This window comes from Chitinophaga sp. CCNWYY40, assembly GCF_037483205.1.
GTDB lineage: Bacteria > Bacteroidota > Bacteroidia > Chitinophagales > Chitinophagaceae > Chitinophaga > Chitinophaga ginsengisegetis.
Window position 1 is genome coordinate 418893 of sequence record NZ_JBBHLF010000003.1, and the last position, 21220, is coordinate 440112.

Below are 21220 nucleotides of genomic sequence, written 5' to 3' on the forward strand. Positions count from 1 at the left end.
GCTTAATAGTTTGGATTCTGGGTTAGGTGACTGGTCAATACTTCTGTAGATGGAATAGGCCACAGATACTGGCGCGTGGCATCAAACTTACGCACAGTGATCTGTTTTATCAGGCCGGCGTTATACATCGCGGTAAAATCGGCTATACCATCTTCATCAATAGCAGGCGTTTGCGGGAAGAACCATAGTCCCGGCTGTACTATTTTTGTACGTAGCTCTGCGGGTTCCAGCAAACCATAGTTTGCTTTGTTCAGCACTTTTTCCGCCAGCTTCCAGCGGATGATATCCATGTAACGGATACCTTCCAATGCAAACTCCATTCTTCTTTCGGTACGGATAATTTTACGCAGGCTGGACTGATCCGCGGCGGTAACCGCAGGATACGCACTGGTATTGGTGTACACGGTACCATAGGCGCGCGCCCTTACTTTGTTAATGGCATCGCGCACCAGCTGATCTGTTTCTCCTAACTCTGTTTTGGCTTCTGCATATATGAGCAATACATCTGCAAAACGGATCACAATATTATCGGCTTCCATTTTCCAGGAGTTGAGGAGCCAGTCGCCATCGATACCTTTTTTCCATAACAACCCGTTGAAAGAGGCGTATTGTGCAATAGCACGGGTATCTTTATTTTCCACGTATTTATTATCTGATACTGACCTCACTTTCAGGGAATCCGGATGCGGCTGGAAAACGTATCCCAGGTGCGGGGTCTGGAATTCCACGATGGTGGCGGCACAGCGCGGATCGCGGTTATCAAACGGACGACGGGGATTAAATAAAGGTGATTCATCTACCGGTAATCCATCTTTACATAAAAAACTACAAAAGAGATCCCAGGACGGATCTTTGGCAGCCCAGCCGCCGGCGATGCGCGACACATAATTCTGGCAGTCGTCGAAAGTAACTTTTAGCGTCACTGATCTTGGCAGTCCAAAAACAGTTTCGGTAGAATTCTTTGTTTTCGACAGGAACAGGTTTCCAAAATTATCGTGCAGTTTATATACATCCAGATCGATACATGCTTTGGCAGCATCGCGTGCAACGGCCCAGTCGCCCATATACAGTGCAATACGTGCTTTCATGGCCAGGGCAGCGCCTTTGGTGGCACGCTTCAGTTCCGATGCGCCATAGGTAGTTTTTAAGGTAGCTGCGGCGAAATCAAAATCTTCATAGATCTTTTTTAACACCGTTGCTTTATCCATTTGCTTCAGCTGCAGTGCCTGGTCGATGTCGAGTGTGGAGTCGGTATAAATGATGTTACCGTAATGCGATAACAAACGGGAATACATACACGCTCTTACAAAGCGGGCTTCCGCGGTGTAGTTGTTTATCTGGTCGGCCGATAGTACCTTATTTGCGCGGGAAATGCTTTGCAGGATGTTGTTGGCGCGGGCTACGGCTTTGTAGGTATCCGTCCACCACTTCTTTACAAAATCTGTTTCACCATTGATAGTAGCGCCGGTAACAGCGGTGGTAACGTCGCGGTATATCCAGTCGTCGGTCCAGTCGTCATCGTCCTTCATCCAGAAATTGATTTTATACAATCCGTTGAGCGACATTTCTATTTCTTCCGCATTGGAATTCCAGGTTTCGCTGGAGCCATCGGACAGCGGGTTCAGATCCAGGCTGCCGCAGGCGCTGAAGAAAATACAAGTGATGCCGGCTATGAGAATAAGTTGCTTCATGTTCGTGGAATTTAGAATTTAACAGATGCGCCAATAACATAACTGGTGGTAATAGGATAACCTAGCGATGGTTGTTCAGGATCCCAACCTTTCGGGAAATTATGCACAGAGAACAGGTCGCTAACGCTACCGTATATACGAACGCTCTGAATGCGGATCTTCTTTACCCAGTCATTGGGCATGGAATATCCTACGTTGATATTTTTCAGGCGTAAATAGGCGCCGTTGATCAGCCAGAAGTCGGACATGGCGTAGTTATTACCTGCAGAGGTATTGGTATAGCGCGGATACCTGGCGGCTTTATTCTGTTCCGGCGTATTGTATTTGCTCCAGGAATTGCCATCGATGATAGCCGGGAAATTGCCAAAATTTTCATAGAGTGGCCGTACCATATCGGTAGTGAGGCGGGAGTTTTGTTTGCCTATACCCTGGAATACAACACCCAGATCCCAGTTGCGGAATCCGCCCTGCAAACTGATGCCATACTGATAACGTGGCAGCGAACCACCCAGCAGTACGCGGTCGTATTCAGGGGATATTTTGCCATCGGGCACACCGTTGGGGCCACTCACATCACGATAGCGGATATCGCCGGGTTTCACGTTGGCATTGAGCGTTGCCGACTTATCCACTTCATCCTGTGTTTGATAAATACCATCAGATATATAGCCATACCATTCATTGAATTCACTGCCTTGTCTTTTTATAGAATCGCCGACGAATTGTGTTCCTCCAAGATTGCCCATTTTGGATACAAAGTCGGATACGTTCACGGATACACTATAAGTGAAATCACCGATGCGATCGTTCCAGCCCAGTTGTGCTTCCCAGCCGGTAGTAAACATTTTACCCGTGTTCTGGTAAGGATTGTCGAAGCCGATATAATCAGGGATTTCCAGCTCCAGCAGGATATCTTCGGTTGTCTTCTTAAAATAATCACCGGTAAAACGCAACCTGTTATCAAGGAAATTTACATCTGCACCCAAATCCCATGAGTGGGTGGTTTCCCAGGAAATATCACGGATGGCATATTGCCACTGTGCAGCAGATTGTGCAGATACGATGTTGTTGCCTTTATAAAACAGGGAATTATTTTCAAAGCGCAGCAATGCCTGGTAAGGATAGTTACCGATGCGTTCATTACCCAGTGAACCCCAGGAAGCACGGAGCTTTGCAAAGGATAACCACGGCGCGGTAGACTTCATAAATTTCTCTTCTGATATCACCCAGCCGGCAGAGAAAGACGGGAAAGAACCCCAGCGGTAGCCTGCGGCAAAACGGGAAGACGCATCATAGCGGATATTTCCCTGGAACAGGTATTTATCTTTATAGCTATAGGTAACTCTTCCAAACCAGGAACGGTATGCATTTTCATATGCGCCGCCACTGTTGTCGCGAAACTCCAGCGGGCCCAGGTTCAGGTAGGGATAGTTGCTGAGGATATATTGTCCGCGCGATGCACCCAGGTCTTCATTGAATGCCTTATAAAATTCATATCCGCCCATCAGGCTAAAGCTGTGGTCTTTGATCTGTTTATTATAATTAGCGACAAACTGGGTGGTGTAGCGGTAGCTATCGTTACGCGCTTCTTCCAGTTTGGTTTCGGTAAGACCTTCAATATATCCTGAAATAGCGTTTGGATTATTGAAAGCAGTATAGGGCACCTTGCGGGTAAATTTCTTTCCTTTATCGAAGTTGATAAAGGGAGATACGATACCGGAAATTTTCAATCCTTCTATGGGCGTAAAATCGATACCTACTTTTCCGCCAAGCTGGTTAAACCAGTTGTTGTTAAAGCCGCCATATTTTGTTTGCACGTACACGTTAGCGCCGTCTTTTCCCGCGCCGATGCGGCCGTCGGACCACATGGCAGCATAAATGGGCGGCATGATGCCCATCTTGTACATCGGATCAATGGTTGGCTGTTTAACGATGGTGCGTTTGTAATTCACATCCACGCTGGCAGTGAGGTATTTATTGATGATGATATCGTTGTTGATGCGTGCGGTAAGCCGGTCGTACGAGCGGCCCTCGTACAGCGCGCCGATTTTATCATATACCAGCGACACCCTGGAGCGCAGGGATTTCCCGGCGCCGGCGATGCTCAGTGCATGGCTTTCACGGGGAGCGCTGTTATTGAGGATCATACCTCTGAAGTCGGTATCGGGGTACTGATCCGGATTCTGCGCATGCAGTGCGGCGTAGTTATCCACAATATCTTTGGTGTAAATAGGGTATTCGTTGGCGTTATTACCGTTGTCGTTCCACCGCAGCTCATTGGTGAGGCGCATATAGTCTACCGCATTGGCATAATCACGCAGTTTGGTGGGCTTTTCCACGCCGTATTCATAACTGTAGTTCAGATCCAGCTGCCCGTTCTTCGCACGTTTGGTAGTAACGAGGATCACGCCGGCAGCCGCCCTGGAGCCATAAATAGAAGCAGAGGCGGCGTCTTTCAGCACGGAAATATTATCAATATCATTTGGGTTGATAGAGTTGATATCATCAATGGGTACGCCATCGAGGATGATGAGCGGTGAAGCGCCGGCATCAGAAATAGTAGTGATCCCTCTTACGCGGATTTGTGCCACGGCGCCCGGCGCGTTGTTGGTGCGGGTAACCATTACACCCGGAACAGCGCCCTGGAGCGCCTGCGACACCTGTGTGGTTTTGCGGGAGGCGATGGCATCGCCTTTCACGGTAGACACGGCGCCGGTGAGGTCACTTTTTTTCATGGTGCCATAACCAATTACCACCAGTTCATCGAGGGCGGTGTTGGCGGCTTTGGTAAGACGGATGTCCAGCTTATACTGGCCGTTCACGGTAACTTCTTCTTTATTAAACCCGATATAGGAAAAAACGATCACGGCGCCATCGCTGATGTTGGTGAGCCGGTATTCGCCGGTTTCGTTGGTAATAACAGCGTTGCTGGTTCCTTTCTGCAATACGGTCACACCGGGCAGCGGTGTATTGGAGTCGTCTGTAACCCGGCCGGTGATGGTCATCTGCGGGATCATTAACTTCAGGATGGGAGGAAGCGTGAGCAGCTGTTGCTTCCTCACGGAGATGGTTTTATCCAGGATGGTAAAAGTCATCCCCTGGTCTTTCAGGGCAGCATTGAGCAAAACCGCCAGCGGCGCGTTTTCCACGGAGATGGTCACGGGCTTGCTGTTTTTCAGCAGCAGGTTGTCGTAGAACACTACGTATCCCGTTTGTTTTTTGATGGCGGCAAACACTGATTTGAGTGATACCGACTTACCTGAAAAGCTTACCGTTTGCGAAAGGCCGGTGGCGCTTACGTTCAGGAGCAGTAACGTGAACAGAATCGTTAACTTCATAGCTAACAGCATTTTGGTTGAGCATAGCGTGCGATGCCGGGAAACCCTGCTGCCTGTCCGGGAAATAACGCTCCGGGTAATAGCAACAGCTGTCCGGCTGCAAAGAGCGATACAATTAATTTGCATACATTTGCATTGTTTGGTTGAATGAATAAGGAGTCTTCGCCGACTTTTTTGTTTGTGTTATCCAGACGCCGCCGGAAATGTTATCAGCGTTTCCGGCTTTATTGTGCATAACAGGTAGAATACATAAACTTCAGGAGCCTATGCAGTGGAATTTGTGTTTCTTAGTTTAGTAGTAAATCAGTAACGTGGTTTTTTATTTCAGAACAATAATATTTTTTCCCTCTATCTTAAATTTCACCCCATTTTCCTCCAGTATTCCCAGCACTTCCGTTAAGGGCAAAGAGCGTTGCATACCGCCGCCAAAGCTTCTTTCAGGAATAGCTCCTTCATAAGACACTTTAACGTCGTACCATTTTTCTATTTGCCGCATCACCGTAGGCATATCTGCATCGGTAAACTGGAAGAACCCGTTTTTCCAGGCAATGGTTTCATCGGTATCTATATTTTCAGTAACGTGTAATACTTCATCTTTCCCTACCCTCGCCTGCATACGCGGACGGAGTATGGTGGTGTTTTTCCCGGCAGCCACGCTCACAGCGCCATCTACCAGTGTGGTGCGGATAGCCGGTTCCTCCGTATAGGCATTTATGTTAAACCGAGTACCCAGTACCGTTATTTCTGTGTTGCCGGCCGCCACCCGGAAAGGCATACTGGCATTGGCAGCTACCTCGAAATAAGCTTCTCCCTTCACCGTTACTTTTCTTTCCTTACCGGTAAAGGCCGCAGGGTAAGTAATGGCAGATGCGGCGTTCAGCCATACCTGGGTGCCATCGGGCAGGGTAAGGTGGTACTGGCCGCCACGGGGGGTGGTCATAGTATTATACATGGCTTCGCCGTTACCGTTGCCCACATAAGCCAGTTCGCCGTTGGCCTGTTTGATGATTTTTACGGCGCCCTGTTGACCGAGCACGCCGTTGCCCGCACTGTCCAGCGCAATAACGCTGCCATCGGCCAGGGTGAGCATAGCGCGGTTGCTGCCGGGCATCACTTCATTTTTATACCGCTGCTGTTTGCTTTCCGCTACCGGCGCCAGCGCCGGCTGATGCTGCCATGCCCATACGCCGATGCCACCAAGCACGAGGATACTGGCAGCCGCCCACCATATTTTATGGTAGCGGGTACGTACCGGCACTACAGGCACTTCCGGTGCGCGGCCAAACATGGCTGCCACAATGCGGTCCGACATTTCATCGGGCATCATGATCAGCGGCACATGCGATTCCCAGGCTTCGCCCAATACTTCTTCCAGCACGGCATCATCCGTTTGCCGGCCGATCCATGCCGCCAGCTCCAGCTTTTCTGCCGGTGTACAGGTATTATCAAAATAGCGTGCTGCCAGGTAGCTGATCCTTGCTGAAATCATGCGGTGTTTTTACATTAATGCGGAATCTGTCTTACAATAGACACCTGAGCGGGAAAATATGACTAGTGTAATTAAAAATATTTTTTTCAGCGGAAGCCATCGATGATCATGAGCAGGCAGGAAGCGCCCGTAATGGAATGCAGGTGCGGCCCCAGTTGCTGACGGATGGTGCGCAGGGCGGCAATCATATGGTTATTAACGGTAGACGGGGAGATATTGAGCTGCCGGGCAATTTCATCGTGTTTCAGCCCCTGTTCCCGGCTCAGCGTATACACCAGTTTTTGTTTTGGGGGAAGATGATCCAGCGCGTATTGTAACTTTTCCCTTACTTCCCGGACACTCAGGTTATCCGCGGCATCGGCGGGCGCGGCCCCGTTAGTCACCCTGGTGAGTTCGGCGAGGATCAGGGTTTCTTTCGCCATGCGCCGGAACGCATTCAGCGCCTGGTGTTGCGCCATCCGGTAAATATATCCGCCAAACTGTTCGATGTTCACCAGGTTTTCGCGGTCTTTCCACAACTTCAGGAATACATCCTGTATCACATCTTCCGTCATCTCCGGAGATTCCGTCAGGCGCAGCAGGAAGCTGTACAACTTATGCCGGTACAGGAAAAAGAGTTGAGTAAACGACTCCTCATGGCCCGCAGCAGCCCTTAGCAACAAGTTCTTCTCAATGTTTACATGCTCCATGAAACAGGAAAGTGGAATAGTTTTACATAACGTCGTGGTATTAAAAGTAAAGAAAATGATGGAACAGGGAGAAAAAAATAAAAAAAGGGCGGTCGTTGCCGACAGCCCTTTCCTGTAAACTCGTTTTTGTTACTATAATTCTCTTACCCAGATATTGCGGAAACTCAGCGGCTCGCTCTTATCGCCATGTGCCTGCAGCTTGATAGGGCTGGGACCATGCGCCTGGCGGTAGGCTGCCTGACCGATGTATTGGGTAGGGCCTTTCAGCTCGTAGCCATTTTGTACTACTACCCCGTTAAAGGTTACGGTTACTTTTGCGGGAGATGTCAACGCGCCATCTGCACCAAATACGGGCGCTGTCCAGATCACATCATACGTATTCCACTCCCCTGGCTTCAGGGTAGGGTTAGCCAGTGGCACGGACTGTTTGTAAATACTGCCAGCCTGGCCATTGGTATATGTTTTATTATTGTAGGAGTCCAGTACCTGTAATTCATAACCGGCATCTCCTTTACCGATGGAAGCCAGGAAAACACCGCTGTTGCCCCTGCCCTGACCAGTACCGGTGATATTGGCGGGAACGCGCCATTCGATGTGTAACTGGTAGTTGGTAAACGCTTTCTTTGTTTCAATATTCCCTACCTTCTTGTTCACCGTCAGAACGCCTTTGCTCACCAGCCATTCTGCGGGTTTCTCGCGGTCGTCGGTCATTACCCACTGATCCAGGTTGCTGCCATCGAACAGGATGATGGCATCCGAAGGCGCTTCACCACATTTTTTCCCGGGCTTTACTTCCGGGGGCACCGGGGTATACACTTCTGTATCTTCAGGCTTTGCTTTTTCCTGGGCATTGGCGGCGCCAATTCCTCCGGCCAGCAGCATGGTAACTAAGATTCTCTTTTTCATAATCAATATTTAACTGGAACTAATTTATGGGTCAAAAATGTAACCGGCGTCACAATAATATATAAAATAGTATCGGTAAGCAAGCATTTTTATGTCAGCGGCAGCCGGTTTGGTAACATACAGTTAACACTAAAAAACATTCTTTGCGGATTGATTACACTTAATTAATACGTGCTGTCATTACAAATGAAACGGGTTTTTCAGTTTATCGTACTATGCTTATCTGCCTTCCCGGTAATCGCCACCGCTGCGCAGGACACGCTGCAAATGCAGCTCGCCGCCGCCGGAAAGCTCAGCCAGGAATCACCGGATGCCGCCTTTCTTGCCCTGCGCAAAATGCATGATGCAGCTATCAGTAACAAAGATGAAGCCACTGCCGGCAAATGCCTCCGCCAGATGGGAAAGATCTGCTTCACCCTGGGCCACTACGCCAAATCGCTGGAATATTACCAGCAGGCGGCCACCCTTTTTACCGCCACTGGCCATAAAGCGGCCGAAGCAGCCGTGCTCAATGACATGGGCCAGCTGTATTACCGCAATATTAATAAGCCGGGCGCTAAAATGCAGTACGATAAAGCCCTCCAGCTATACCGCCAGGTAAACGATCCGGCCGGCATGGCTGCCACCTATGGTAACATCGGTCATTATTATGAAAAGCAACAACAATACGACAGCGCCCGGTACTTCCAGCAACTGGCGCTGACCCAATACCAGGGCGCACGCGATACCTTTGGTATGGCCGGCATCTACGAAAACCTGGGCACCATTTATGAAGACCTTGAGAAATACGATACCGCGCTATCATCTTTCCGCATGGCCCTGCAACTTTTTGAGGCAAGCCACGAACGCATAGCAGGCATTGAAGTACTCAATAATATAGGAGACGTACTCCGGAAAACCGGCGATGTTAAAAACAGCCTGCCCTACTCCAGGGAAGCACTGGCCCTTGCACTGCAAACCAATAATAAATACCAGGAAGCGGCAGCCTGTAAAGACATTGCCAAAGCATTCAATCTCCTCGGACGGAACGACAGCGCCTTTTATTATATGGAGTACAGCCGCAAATGCCTGCTCGACATCTACTCTGCCCAAAACAACCAGCAGATGAACTTTCTCCAGATCCTGTACGACACCAATAAAAAGAACGACGAAATCCTCCAGCTGGAAAACAGCCATAAAATAAACCGCATCATTTACACCGCTGTAGTGATTGTGGTAGTACTACTCATCATCCTTTGCCTCCTCACCATCTCCCGCCAGAAGCTGAAGATCAGCCAGGCGCAGACCGTATCTGAACGGAATGCTGAAATAAACCGGGTGCAGAAAGACCAGCTGGAACTGAAAAGCAAACAACTGGCCACCCACACGCTGGATGTGATCCAACGGAACCAGTTCCTCGATGAGCTGCGTAACACCCTCTCCGAAATGGTGCAGGAAGATAAACGGGACCAGAAAAGACAACTGCAGCAACTGGTACTGAAAATTAACCAGACCGTGAATCACGAGAAACAATGGAAAGAATTCACCGGCATCTTTGAACAGGTACACCAGGTGTTTTTTGATAAACTCAATGCGTTGTACAGCGATCTTACCAACAACGATATCAAATTACTGGCGCTCCATAAAATGAATATGGACTCAAAAGATATGGCGACCATTCTTGGTATTTCACCCGACAGTTTACGGGTAGCAAGATATCGTCTCCGGAAAAAATTAAACATCCCGGAAGGTGATACGCTCAACACTTTTGTGCAAAGCCTGTGATGCATAACGTTCCGGTAACGTTGCGGTAACATAATGGTAATGGCGATTCCTGTTACAAATAAATACTTAATTACCAATCATTTACATCCTGTTTGTATACGCTGATCACGCTTTGTTTACGGCGTTGTTAACGCTGTTTACGTTTTGCTTACGCTGCTTTTTTGCATTTTTTTTTGCAGCAGCCCACATTTGCGATGCAGTTCGCCACTAACACGAACGGCATCAAATTCACCAAAGATGAAGACACTTTTAACAACGCTTTTATGTCTGCTGCTGAGCGTCACATTTGCCAGCGCCGGCAGTCTGAAAGGACACGTGTACGATCAGAAAACGGGCGAACCGCTGGTAGGCGTCACCGTTGTAATGGACCAAACCAAACTGGTTGCCCTCACTGGTCTCGACGGTTCCTTTGAATTCAAAAAGATTACGGCAGGAAAATTCACCCTGCACATTTCCCATCTTACCTACAAAACATTAACAAAAGAAGTGACCGTACTGGAAAGTGATAACCCGGCGCTCAACATCTACCTCAGTGAACGCAGCAGCAAAAACCTGAGTGAAGTAGTGATTGCCGGCGGCACCAAAGCCTCCTCAGAAAACACGGCCCGCAAACTGGAACAGAAATCCATCCAGGTGATGAACGTAGTATCCGGTCAGGCTATAGAAGTATCGCCCGACCTCACCGTGGCGAACGTGATCCAGCGCGTTTCCGGAATCTCCATAGAACGCAGCAGCAACGGCGACGGACAATACGCCATTCTCCGCGGCATGGACAAAAGATACAACTACACGCTTATCAACGGGGTGAAAATACCCAGCCCGGATAATAAATACCGGTACGTGCCGCTCGACATCTTCCCGTCTGAGTTGCTGGACCGCCTCGAAGTATACAAGTCCTTAACGCCAAACATGGAAGGCGATGCGGTGGGCGGCGTAGTGAACATGGTGATGAAAGACGCCCCTGGCAAATTATCGCTCAACGCCAACGTAGCTACCGGCTACAGCCAGATGGTACTGGACAAAGGCTTTACTTCTTTTGATGCCAGCCACATACAATCCAAATCACCTTACGAAGCCCACGGTAAAAGCTATAACGCCACCCCGGCAGATTTTGCCACCGGCACACTGGATTATAAAAACAAAAACTTCGCGCCCAACCTGGTAGCAGGATTATCTTTCGGCCAGCGTTTCCTGCACAATAAACTGGGCGTGATCCTCGCCGGTAGCTTCCAGAATACCTATCGCGCCACTACCAGCACTTTCTATAAGAATGATATGGACACCGGGCATTACTCCGTGCTTACCAGTATGCAAAACCGGCAGTACAGCGAACAGCAGCAACGCAGCGGCCTGCATGGAAAGATCGACTATGTGTTTAATGAAAACAATAAGCTGTCGCTTTACAATGCCTACATGAACCTGCAAAGCTATCAGACCCGTGAAGGCATCACCACCAACTTCTCCGATGGGATATTTGATCCGGTGGCCGGCAATGCGCAACTGACGTTTGAAAGCCGCTCCAGGAAAACCACGCAGCAGATTTACAATTCCACCCTGCATGGTGATCATCATATCATTCCCGGCAAATTAAAACTGCAGTGGTCTGCCGTATTCTCCTCCGCCAAAAATGAGGTACCCGATAATACCACCATCGCATTAAACGGGGTACGTAACAACTTCAAGGAAACACGTACTACTGTTGAGAACAATGGTACCAACCGCCGTTGGGAACGCAATACAGACGATGATATCGCGGGTTACCTTGATCTTACTTACACCGCCAGGATAGCCGGAACAAAAGTAGATTTCTCCGCAGGTGGCCTGTACCGCGACAAACAACGCAGCAGCTTCTTTAATAACTATACATTCAGACCTTCCAATATCAACGCATTGTATGGTAAGGATTTTACCAGCTATACAGATATTGTATGGGAGATCCAGAACCCCGGCGGCGCAGTAGGCAACCCGCTTACTTACGATGCTTCCGAAAAAACAACCTCCGGATATGGTATGTTTAAATTCGAAGTATCCGAACTGGAAATAACCGGTGGCGTACGTGTGGAACATACCAACCAGGGTTATCATATGTTTTTTCCACAGGGAGAAGACCGTCCTACCGGCAGCCAGGTGTACACCGATGTGTTGCCCAGCCTGAACCTGAAATACGAATTATCCGAACACCAGAACTTACGTGGCTCTTATTTCCGCTCACTGAACCGTCCAGGCTTCTTTGAAATTGTTCCTTCCAAAATTGTGCTGGAAGACTACCAGGAACGCGGTAACCCTGATCTGAAACGTGCTATCGCCGATAACTTTGATCTGCGCTATGAACTGTTTCCGAAACGTTCCGATCAATTACTGGTAGGCGTATTCTACAAAAGAATCCAGGACCCTATCGAAAATACCATCCGTGCAGATGCCACCCGTCCGCAGGACCAGTACTATTCTGCCGGTAACTTCGGTACCGCCCGCAACTACGGCCTGGAAATAGACTATATCAAATTCTTCAGCAAAATAGGTTTCAAAGCCAACTACACTTACACCCACTCTTCCATCACTACTTCCAAAAGTTTGCGGATAAGAGATGAAAAAGGCGACGTTAAAACCATCGCGGCAGATCAAACACGTCCGCTGTACGGACAGTCCGAGCATATCGGTAACCTCTCCGTGTTGTACAAAGACATACAGCATGGATGGGATGCACAGCTGGCCGGCGCTTATACCGGTCCACGCATCGTTACCGTTTCCCAGTACATCGACAATGACCTCTGGCAGAAAGGATTTATACAGATGGATGTTTCTGTAGAAAAAAGGTTCAGGAATAACTTCAGCATCTTCGCCAAAGCAGGCAACCTGCTGAACACGCCGGCAGAAATATTTATCAAAGGAACTGACCCTGCCAACACCAATATGCCGGGACAGGGAAAAGCCAATGAAACCCTGATCAGGAAAGAATATTACAAACAAACCTACCTGCTGGGTGTACGTTACAAATTATAAACTCATTCCAAAATATTCATCATCATGAAATATAAAAATATTCTCTTTTACGCTGCATTGATACTGACCATTGTCAGCGGCTGTAAAAAAGCAAACAGCGATGTAGACCTCAGCGAAAGCATCATTGGCTCCGGCACCGTTCACGGCGATGTGTGGGGCATCTGGCCCAAAGGCAGCATCCAGCGCGTTTCCGGCGATATCACCATCCCGGAAGGTAAAACGCTGGTGATTGAAGAAGGCGTATTAGTAATCATGGATACTCTCGTAAAACCGGAAGTAATTGTAAAAGGAAACCTGTATTCAATGGGAACCGCTGAACAACCGGTGAGATTTACTATTGAAGAAAACTACCGCACCGACAGCCGCAAGTTTGGTAAACAATGGGGCGGTATCCTCGCGGCTAAATCCTGTGCAGAGCTGCTGTTGGACAATACCATCCTTGAATACGGCGGTGCTGTTACCACCGAGTCGTCTGCTTCTGTGAAACAAGGATTGTATAAAGCTGTGAGCGGCGAAGCATTACCTGCATTATGGTACAGCAATGTGAATGGTAAGCTGGTAGTGACTAACTGTATCTTCCGCAATTTTAATGAAGACTGCACCTACATTGAAGGCGGCAAACTTATCTTCTCCAATAATAAATTTTACACCACCGGTATCACCGGCGGAGAAGGTATTAACATCAAATCCGGTTGTATCGCGGATGTGAGTTACAATCTCTTTTACTCTACCAATACCAACGCGCTTAAATTATCCAACTCCGGCGAACGCACGCCACAGGCGCACGTAATTGCCTATAACAATACCATGCTCAACACCGGCTGGAGAAGGCCTACAGTAAAAGGTGGCTCCGTGTGGGTGGAAGCTACCGTGTTTGTAGAACTACACAATAACCTGTTTGCCAACACACGGTTTGGTATTAAGAGAGATACCAAAAAAGTAGAGGACAGTCGCTCGGTTATCAGCAACAATCTTTATTATGGCTTTAACCAAACTACCGTCGATCAGTTCCAGCCCGCAAAAGATATCATTAGCGGCGCCAATGATGTTATCGGTACAAAAGCCGGTGAGAATGATCCGAAATTTGTAAATTATCCGTTGAACACACCGACCGATAGCCCGGATTTTAACACCAGCTGGGACTTTCATTTACTGGCCGGCTCACCTGCGCTGGGCGCCGGTACCACTGCCTTTACCCGTAACTTCCCGAACGGACTGGTGCTGAACGGCATTAACTACGCCTCTCCTGCTCCTTCCTCTTTTATTGGCGCCTTTGGTACTAAAAACTAAAACAGCGATCTCACAGTAATGACTACACGCAATATATTATTCTCCACAGCAGTTCTTCCCGGACTGCTGTGTTTTCTTGCCTGCGCAAGACCGGTAAGCCGGGCTAACGGACAGGCATACACGGACACCACTACTATTCAGCCCGCGGTAATCACCGAACAGGTAAAGTTTGATTCAGACGATCCTGCTATCTGGGTAAACCCTCAAAACCCCGCCCGGAGCCTGGTGATAGGCACTGATAAATCGGCCGAGGGCGCCCTCTATGTGTTTGACCTTGAAGGAAAGATCAAACAGGTAGTGCCCAACCTGCAACGTCCCAACAATGTGGACATTGCATACGGATTACTCCTCAACGGAAAACGTATAGACTATGCCGTTACCACCGAGCGCATCACGCATAAGCTCCGCTTCTATTCATTGCCCGATATGCAACCCATCGACGATGGCGGCATCCCGGCATTTGAAGGCGAAACCGGCACACAATACCGTGATCTCATGGGAGTGGCGGTTTACACTAACAAAAAGAACGAACACTATGTAATTGCAGGACGTAAAACCGGTCCGCAGGATGGTACCTATTTATGGCAATACCGCCTTACCGATAACGGTGCCGGAAAAATAAAAGCCACGCTGGTACGTAAGTTTGGCCACTACAGCGGTAAAAAGGAAATAGAATCTATTGCCGTAGATAATGAAGCCGGCTATGTTTATTACTCTGATGAACAGTACGGCGTACGACAATATTATGCCGACCCGGAAAAAGGTAATGAAGAATTAACAGTTTTCGGTACCACCGGTTTTACAGAAGATCATGAGGGTATTTCTATTTATAAAACCTCTCCCACCAAAGGATATATCCTGGTATCTGACCAGGGTGCCAACAAATTTCATATCTTCAGCCGGTCAGGAACAACGCATACGTTGCTGAAAGTGGTGAAAGTAAGCGCCGGCCACAGCGATGGCTCCGATATAGTAAATGTGCCACTGAACAATACTTTCAAACATGGATTATTTGTAGTGATGAGCGACGACCGGACCTTCCATTATTATCGCTGGGAAGATATTGCCGGTAAAGAGCTGGAATCAGCGCCAATAAAAAAATAGTGTCCCATATATGAAATCTATCTTTCTCGCTTCCCTGTGCCTGTTCGCCGGTTTACACCTGGCGCAGGCACAGGATGCTGCTGTTACGAAAGCGCCCATCGCTGCAAAGCTGATCCGTGGCCCTTACCTGCAGGCAGCCGGTACGCAGCAGATGCTGATCCGCTGGCGCACCGATGCGTCTGCCCGCAGCCGTGTGAAATACGGCACCGCGCCGGATAAGCTGGATCAGCAGGCAGATGATGCCAACCTGGTAACAGAGCATAAAGTACTGCTTACAAACCTGCAACCCAACACCCGCTACTATTATTCCATTGGCGGCTACAAGGATGTATTGCAGGGCAACGCAGACAACTACTTTATGACCCTGCCCGAAGCCGGTAAAACAGACCTGTACCGCATTGCCGCGCTGGGCGATTGTGGCGACGGCTCTCCCAACCAGCAACTCGTAAAGGAACAACTGGTAAAGTACCTCGGCAACAACTACCTGAATGCATGGATATTGTTAGGTGACAACGCCTATCCCAACGGTACGGACGCGGAGTATCAGAGCAAGTTTTTTAATGTTTATAAAGATGACCTGCTGAAGAAATATCCTCTGTTCCCGGCGCCCGGAAATCATGACTATCATGATACCGATATCTCTGCCGCCTTTGCACAGCAATCGCACCAAACAAACTACTACCAGAACTTCTCCATGCCATCGGAAGGAGAATCCGGCGGGTTGCCTTCCCACTCAGCTTCTTTCTATTCTTTTGATATCGGGAACATCCACTTCCTGTCGCTCGACAGCTACGGTAAAGAAGACAGCGCTTACCGCCTGTACGACACTACCGGTCCGCAGGTAACCTGGATAAAGAAAGATCTCGCCGCCAATAAAAACAAGGGTTGGGTAATTGCCTACTGGCACCATCCGCCGTATACAATGGGTTCCCATAATTCTGATGAAGAAGATGAGCTGGTACACATCCGGGAAAACTTTATCCGGATACTGGAACGCAACGGCGTAGACCTGGTACTGAATGGACATAGTCATGATTACGAAAGGTCCAGGATGATCAAAGGACATTATGGCCCCGCCAACAGCTTTGATCCTGCCAAACATAACGTGAGCAATTCTTCCGGCCGCTACGACGGCGGCAACAATTCCGCACCGTATATCAAAGACAGCATCCGTACCACCGGTACCGTATACGTAGTGAGCGGCTCCGCCGGGAAACTGGGCGGCAAACAAACCGTTTACCCGCATAACGCCATGTATTTTGCAGATGCAGAACACGGCGGCTCCAGCATACTCGAAATACAGGACAACCGCCTGGATCTGAAATGGATCTGCGCAGATGGCACCATCCGCGACCAGTTTACCATGATGAAAAACGTAAACCGGAACACGGATATCCGGATTAAAAAAGGAGAAGCGGCCACATTAACGGCTTCTTTCATCGGTACCTACAAATGGAATAACCGTAAGGAAACCACCCGGAGTATTACCGTAACACCTACCGCATCTACCACAAAATATACCGTAGCAGATGCGTACAATAATGTAAAAGATACCTTCACCGTATATGTATCGAAATAAGATCATCTGGCTGTTATTCAGCCTGCTGGTAGCTTATAGCTTTACACCCTCCACGGAAGATCGCGGTGTTACCCATACTATTGCCATTTTCAGGGAAGGCGCCAACGGATTTTCGGCGGCTTCCCTGGAACTGGAACAAGCCATACAGGCAATTGATAAAGATGATACGGCCAGCATTACCGCTGCCAGGGAAGCACTGAAAAAGTGCCGGTTACAATATAAAAGGATTGAGTTTTTCCTCGATTACTTTTTCTTCTCTTCCTCTATGGTATATAACCGCCCGGCCAAAACGGAAATAGATGAACCTTACATGGAATACCAGGCGCCATCAGGGTTACAGCAGATAGCGGTACTGTTGTTTGAGAAAGATCCTTTCTCCCGGAAAAAAGAACTGGTAACAGAAGCACTGGTAATCCGTAACGCCGCAGCCGATCTTACGTCGTTGCTCTACCAGTTCACCACCAGCGATAAAGCCATTATGGAAAGTATCCGCCTCGAACTGGTACGCCTGTACGCAGGAGGCATCACCGGCTACGATGCACCGGAATTAAAAACAGGGATCGCAGAAACCGCACAATCCATGCGAACTATCCAGGCAGTGATGGAACCCTGGCTCAGCACCTCTTCTCCCGAAACAAAATCCGTGGCACATTACCTGGCCCTTTGTATACAATACCTCGACGCACATTCCGGCTTCGACGATTTCAATAGGTTGGAATTCCTCACCACCTGCGGGCTGCCCTTGCAGGAAAGCACCGGCGCACTCATACGTGCATTACAGTTAGACCTGCATACCCGCAGCGCGCTCAACTACAACGCACCCAACCTCTTCAGCAAAGATGCTATAGACCTCAAAGCATTTGCTAACGGCGCCGTATATACGGAAAAAGAAAAGCTGTTAGGGAAGCAATTATTCTTTGAAAAAGCGCTTTCCGGTAACAACACCCGCAACTGTGGTACCTGTCACCGCCCGGAACTATACTTCAGCGATGGCCTGCGCACCAGCATGGCACTGGATAATAAAACGACGGTGAGAAGAAATGCGCCGGGTCTCACCTATTCTGCGTTCCAATACGCACAGTTCTGGGACGGCAGAGCCGGTACCTTATCAAAACAAATACTGACCGTAATCAGCAACCCCGAAGAGATGGATGGCCATCCCGCTGTGATCATCAGCCGGCTAAAAGACAGTGCGCATTACCGCAACGCCTTTGCTGCCGCCTATCCTGAAGACACCGCCGCTGTAACCATGCCGCACCTGGCCACCGCTATCGCGGCGTATCTAAGTACCCTCGCACCCATGAACAGCGCAATGGATGAATATTTTGCCGGCAACAAAAAAGCATTGACGCCTGCACAGATCCGGGGCTTCAACTTATTTACCGGGAAAGCGCAATGCGCTACCTGTCACTTTGCACCACTGTTCAACGGGCTCACACCACCCTTGTACCAGTTCACCGAATTTGAAAACCTGGGCATGCCTGCTAACGATGATCTCCAACATCCGCAACACGATACCGATGCCGGCAGGTTTGAATTTTTCCCGATCGCATATTACCGGCGGGCCTTCAAAACGCCCACGGTGCGTAATAGCGCTATGACCGCCCCTTACATGCACAACGGCGCGTTCCGTGATCTTGAAAAAGTGATGGAATTTTATAATGCCGGCGGCGGCAATGGAGTGGGTATGGCTGATCCGTATCAAACACTTTCTTCCACACCGTTGCATCTCAACGAAACAGAGATAAGGGACCTGATTGCGTTTATGCATGCGTTGACGGATAAGCCCATCGCAAAGTAGCCCGGTATTACGTTTTAATGACAAACATCTCCCTCCTCCTCATTCTTTGATTTATACAACTCTTTCTGCTATTTTCACAATTTCCGGATCAGCCGTTCCCCCTACCTTTGACCCATCAAATCATAAAAAAATGGAAACAACACAAATATCTCCCGCCACCACCTTTCTTTTAGGAGGTGAGTTCAATATTAACCGCGTGGGTTACGGCGCCATGCAATTAACCGGCAACGGTGTGTTTGGTGATGCAACCGACCGTCCCAACGCCATTAAGGTACTGCAACAGGCAGTGGCTTCCGGTGTAAACTTTATTGATACCGCAGCGGCTTATGGTCCTGGTACCAATGAACGCCTCATTGCAGATGCCCTGCATCCATATCAAAAAGGGCTCATTATCGCTACCAAAGGCGGCTTCCAGCGCCCCGGCCCCAACCAGTGGGTACCTGATGGCCGCCCGGAATGGATTGCCAAAGACATCGATGCCAGTCTCAAGAACCTGAAAACAGATGTGATAGATCTCTGGCAGTTGCACCGCATAGACCCCAACATCCCGGTGGAAGAAACTCTGGCGCCGGTAGTGGCCGCCGTGAAAGCGGGTAAGATTAAGCATGTAGGGCTGTCTGAAGTAAATATTGAGCAGATCCAACAGGCAGAAAAAATAGTCCCCATTGTATCGGTACAAAACCTGTACAACCTCGGTAACCGCCAGTGGGAATCCGTACTGGATTATACTGCTGAAAAAGGCATTGCCTTTATTCCGTGGTACCCGCTGGCTTCCGGTCCGCATACGCTGGAAGAAAAGATCAGTAAAATTGCCGCCCGCCACAACGCCACCACCGCGCAGATTGCACTGGCATGGCTGTTGAAACGCGCCAGCAATATCCTGCTGATCCCGGGAACTAAAAGCATTGCCCACCTGGAAGAAAATCTTAAAGCAGGAGCAATTGAATTATCTGAAGAAGATTTTCAATTACTCAGCAAATAACAATCAGGTGATTTTAAGAAAGGGGAAGGCGTGGTCGCTTTCCCCTTTCTTATTTAAAGTCCGTAAACCGGCTTCAGGAATTTTATTTTCCAAAACTACTTACCTTTGGTAACTATCTGTTCAACCTTACCTTGAGGCCGCTACTAACCCTCCAGGTAAGTTAAAATATATGCAAGTGGATAAAAAACGTCATCCTTCACCGGAAGTATGTGCCGCCTCTCTCGCTGCCGTGGGAGACGCGATGTACGCCATCGGTGGCAAGTGGAAACTGAAGATTATTGTGGCCCTTATTGACCACAGGCGGCGGTTTAATGAACTGCAGCGTTTAGTGGAAGGGATTTCGGCAAAGGTGTTGTCGAATGAGCTGAAAGATATGGAGATGAACGGTTTTGTGAGAAGAATACCGGCAGCGGAAGGCAGTACCCTTATGGAGTACGAGCTGACTGACTACAGCGATACCCTGGGAGATGTGCTCCATTCATTAACCGTATGGGGAACAATGCACCGGAAAAAGATCACAGGGCGCAGCATGGAAATACCCGCCCTGGAAGTGGCATCAGTTGATTAGCGTGGCTTTCACGGGCAATTGCAGCTGATAGCCTTTGCTGCCCATGTATACATATCTTTTCACGGCTGTAAACCGTATTTTCTTTTTGCCTTTCAGCAGGCTTTTCACTTCATCCGGAAGCTGGTCGGTGTCCGTAGCAGTGGCGGTTCCTTTTAACGTGATCACAATATCACGGAAGTACTTTTTATCGCCCGCAGACACCGTGTACCCGCTGCTCCAGCTGGATAACCCTTCTTCTGCTTCGGTTCTTTCCACACCATAAGCGGCCATCACCTGCTGGTAACCGCCATTGATACCTGCAATCAGGAAATAATCCCCGTCGAACGGACCGCCACCGGGTCCATTACTATGTTTAATCATAAACGCATACTGATCATTGCCTATCAGTAATGGCTTTGGCGTAGGGCATTTTGAAAAAGCGCCATACGCTCTGATGGCAGGTTGAAACATCCGTAACTTCCAGCCTTCATCGGTGAGTACAAACTTGGCGAGGCCCAGTAAGCCACCGGTGAAGCGCGAGGTCTGGAAACCTTCTTCATCAAATACAGAATGGTTAAAGCTGATCACTTTATACTGCAAACCCGTGGAGTCTTTAAAATCCATTTCGTTGATCAGGCGGGTGGCCACGCCTTCAGGATAAGGGAAGGCGGGATTACCATCTTCGTTTACATCCGGGTAAGGCTTCGGCTTACAGGTTTTACATTCCCAGTTGATCAGTTCATTCCTGTAATTATCTTTAGTAAGATTATAATATTTTCCTGGGAACAATTGCAGCAATGCCTTCTGTGCATTAAAAGTGCCTGCCAGTAACAGGGTGCGGTTTTGTAAAATAGTATCGGGCACATTCTTCTTTTTCAGGTATTCATCCGACTGCGCAAAACTGGCAGTTATCCATCCCGCCAGGAGGCATACCATAACAAACAAACGTTTCATCATAACTTTAAGCAAATATCTGTGCCGGCAAAGGTAATACTCCCGGCGCAAAAACGATATCCGGGGAAAACAGTAATTTAGTTTCC

At 48.7% G+C, this 21220-nt stretch carries 14 protein-coding genes; 8 read left to right on the forward strand and 6 right to left on the reverse strand.

The features are described from left to right. Positions 1–2: 2 nt before the first annotated feature. The 5 genes from V7S65_RS12220 to V7S65_RS12240 form a co-directional block, all read right to left on the reverse strand. Positions 3–1691 (reverse strand): RagB/SusD family nutrient uptake outer membrane protein, encoded by a 1689-nt coding sequence (locus tag V7S65_RS12220; RefSeq protein ID WP_336386933.1) that lies wholly within the window; start codon positions 1689–1691, stop codon positions 3–5. 11 nt (positions 1692–1702) lie between these two features. Further along, positions 1703–5029 (reverse strand): TonB-dependent receptor, encoded by a 3327-nt coding sequence (locus V7S65_RS12225; protein WP_336386932.1) that lies wholly within the window; start codon positions 5027–5029, stop codon positions 1703–1705. A 319-nt stretch (positions 5030–5348) separates the two neighbouring features. Next, positions 5349–6518: a FecR domain-containing protein gene (locus tag V7S65_RS12230; protein ID WP_336386931.1), complete on the reverse strand. Its 1170-nt coding sequence runs from the start codon at positions 6516–6518 to the stop codon at positions 5349–5351. An 86-nt stretch (positions 6519–6604) separates the two neighbouring features. After that, a complete protein-coding gene (locus tag V7S65_RS12235; protein WP_079470153.1) occupies positions 6605–7207 on the reverse strand; it encodes an RNA polymerase sigma factor in 603 nt (200 codons plus the stop codon). 132 nt (positions 7208–7339) lie between these two features. Further along, complete coding sequence (locus tag V7S65_RS12240; RefSeq protein WP_079470154.1) at positions 7340–8113, reverse strand: 3-keto-disaccharide hydrolase; 774 nt, start codon at positions 8111–8113, stop codon at positions 7340–7342. 186 nt (positions 8114–8299) lie between these two features. Between V7S65_RS12240 and V7S65_RS12245 the strand changes: the two genes are divergently transcribed. The 8 genes from V7S65_RS12245 to V7S65_RS12280 all read left to right on the forward strand — a co-directional run bounded on the left by V7S65_RS12245 (position 8300) and on the right by V7S65_RS12280 (position 20201). Continuing rightward, entirely contained in the window at positions 8300–9877 is a 1578-nt protein-coding gene (locus V7S65_RS12245; RefSeq protein WP_111577523.1) for a tetratricopeptide repeat protein, read from the forward strand. A 237-nt stretch (positions 9878–10114) separates the two neighbouring features. After that, the gene (locus tag V7S65_RS12250; RefSeq protein ID WP_336386930.1) at positions 10115–12877 is read left to right on the forward strand and encodes a TonB-dependent receptor; all 2763 of its coding nucleotides are present in this window, start codon (positions 10115–10117) and stop codon (positions 12875–12877) included. Between the two features lie 24 nt (positions 12878–12901). Next, positions 12902–14167 carry a right-handed parallel beta-helix repeat-containing protein gene (locus V7S65_RS12255; RefSeq protein WP_079470157.1) on the forward strand — a complete coding sequence of 422 codons (1266 nt, stop codon included), beginning with the start codon at positions 12902–12904 and terminating at the stop codon, positions 14165–14167. 18 nt (positions 14168–14185) lie between these two features. Further along, complete coding sequence (locus V7S65_RS12260; protein ID WP_336386929.1) at positions 14186–15271, forward strand: phytase; 1086 nt, start codon at positions 14186–14188, stop codon at positions 15269–15271. A gap of 10 nt (positions 15272–15281) precedes the next feature. Further along, on the forward strand, positions 15282–16850 hold the full coding sequence (locus V7S65_RS12265) for a purple acid phosphatase family protein (RefSeq protein ID WP_111577525.1): 1569 nt from the start codon (positions 15282–15284) through the stop codon (positions 16848–16850). Next, complete coding sequence (locus tag V7S65_RS12270; protein WP_336386928.1) at positions 16837–18651, forward strand: cytochrome-c peroxidase; 1815 nt, start codon at positions 16837–16839, stop codon at positions 18649–18651. Before V7S65_RS12265 ends, V7S65_RS12270 begins: the two co-directional genes overlap by 14 nt. Positions 18652–18781: 130 nt before the next feature. Next, positions 18782–19633: an aldo/keto reductase gene (locus tag V7S65_RS12275; RefSeq protein WP_336386927.1), complete on the forward strand. Its 852-nt coding sequence runs from the start codon at positions 18782–18784 to the stop codon at positions 19631–19633. 169 nt (positions 19634–19802) lie between these two features. Next, the gene (locus V7S65_RS12280) at positions 19803–20201 is read left to right on the forward strand and encodes a winged helix-turn-helix transcriptional regulator (RefSeq protein ID WP_336386926.1); all 399 of its coding nucleotides are present in this window, start codon (positions 19803–19805) and stop codon (positions 20199–20201) included. Here the strand turns inward: V7S65_RS12280 and V7S65_RS12285 are convergent. Then, a complete protein-coding gene (locus V7S65_RS12285) occupies positions 20190–21137 on the reverse strand; it encodes a hypothetical protein (RefSeq protein ID WP_336386925.1) in 948 nt (315 codons plus the stop codon). The genes V7S65_RS12280 and V7S65_RS12285 overlap by 12 nt on opposite strands. Between the last annotated feature and the right edge of the window lie 83 nt (positions 21138–21220).

Excerpts from the sequence above, each read along its gene's own strand:
- V7S65_RS12245 (WP_111577523.1), top strand. The coding sequence starts at position 8,300 with ATGAAACGGGTTTTTCAGTTTATCGTACTATGCTTATCTGCCTTCCCG.
- V7S65_RS12255 (WP_079470157.1), top strand. The coding sequence starts at position 12,902 with ATGAAATATAAAAATATTCTCTTTTACGCTGCATTGATACTGACCATT.
- V7S65_RS12280 (WP_336386926.1), top strand. The coding sequence starts at position 19,803 with ATGCAAGTGGATAAAAAACGTCATCCTTCACCGGAAGTATGTGCCGCC.
- V7S65_RS12220 (WP_336386933.1), bottom strand. The coding sequence starts at position 1,691 with ATGAAGCAACTTATTCTCATAGCCGGCATCACTTGTATTTTCTTCAGC.
- V7S65_RS12230 (WP_336386931.1), bottom strand. The coding sequence starts at position 6,518 with ATGATTTCAGCAAGGATCAGCTACCTGGCAGCACGCTATTTTGATAAT.
- V7S65_RS12235 (WP_079470153.1), bottom strand. The coding sequence starts at position 7,207 with ATGGAGCATGTAAACATTGAGAAGAACTTGTTGCTAAGGGCTGCTGCG.
- V7S65_RS12275 (WP_336386927.1), top strand. The coding sequence starts at position 18,782 with ATGGAAACAACACAAATATCTCCCGCCACCACCTTTCTTTTAGGAGGT.
- V7S65_RS12225 (WP_336386932.1), bottom strand. The coding sequence starts at position 5,029 with ATGAAGTTAACGATTCTGTTCACGTTACTGCTCCTGAACGTAAGCGCC.
- V7S65_RS12260 (WP_336386929.1), top strand. The coding sequence starts at position 14,186 with ATGACTACACGCAATATATTATTCTCCACAGCAGTTCTTCCCGGACTG.
- V7S65_RS12285 (WP_336386925.1), bottom strand. The coding sequence starts at position 21,137 with ATGATGAAACGTTTGTTTGTTATGGTATGCCTCCTGGCGGGATGGATA.
- V7S65_RS12270 (WP_336386928.1), top strand. The coding sequence starts at position 16,837 with ATGTATCGAAATAAGATCATCTGGCTGTTATTCAGCCTGCTGGTAGCT.
- V7S65_RS12240 (WP_079470154.1), bottom strand. The coding sequence starts at position 8,113 with ATGAAAAAGAGAATCTTAGTTACCATGCTGCTGGCCGGAGGAATTGGC.
- V7S65_RS12250 (WP_336386930.1), top strand. The coding sequence starts at position 10,115 with ATGAAGACACTTTTAACAACGCTTTTATGTCTGCTGCTGAGCGTCACA.
- V7S65_RS12265 (WP_111577525.1), top strand. The coding sequence starts at position 15,282 with ATGAAATCTATCTTTCTCGCTTCCCTGTGCCTGTTCGCCGGTTTACAC.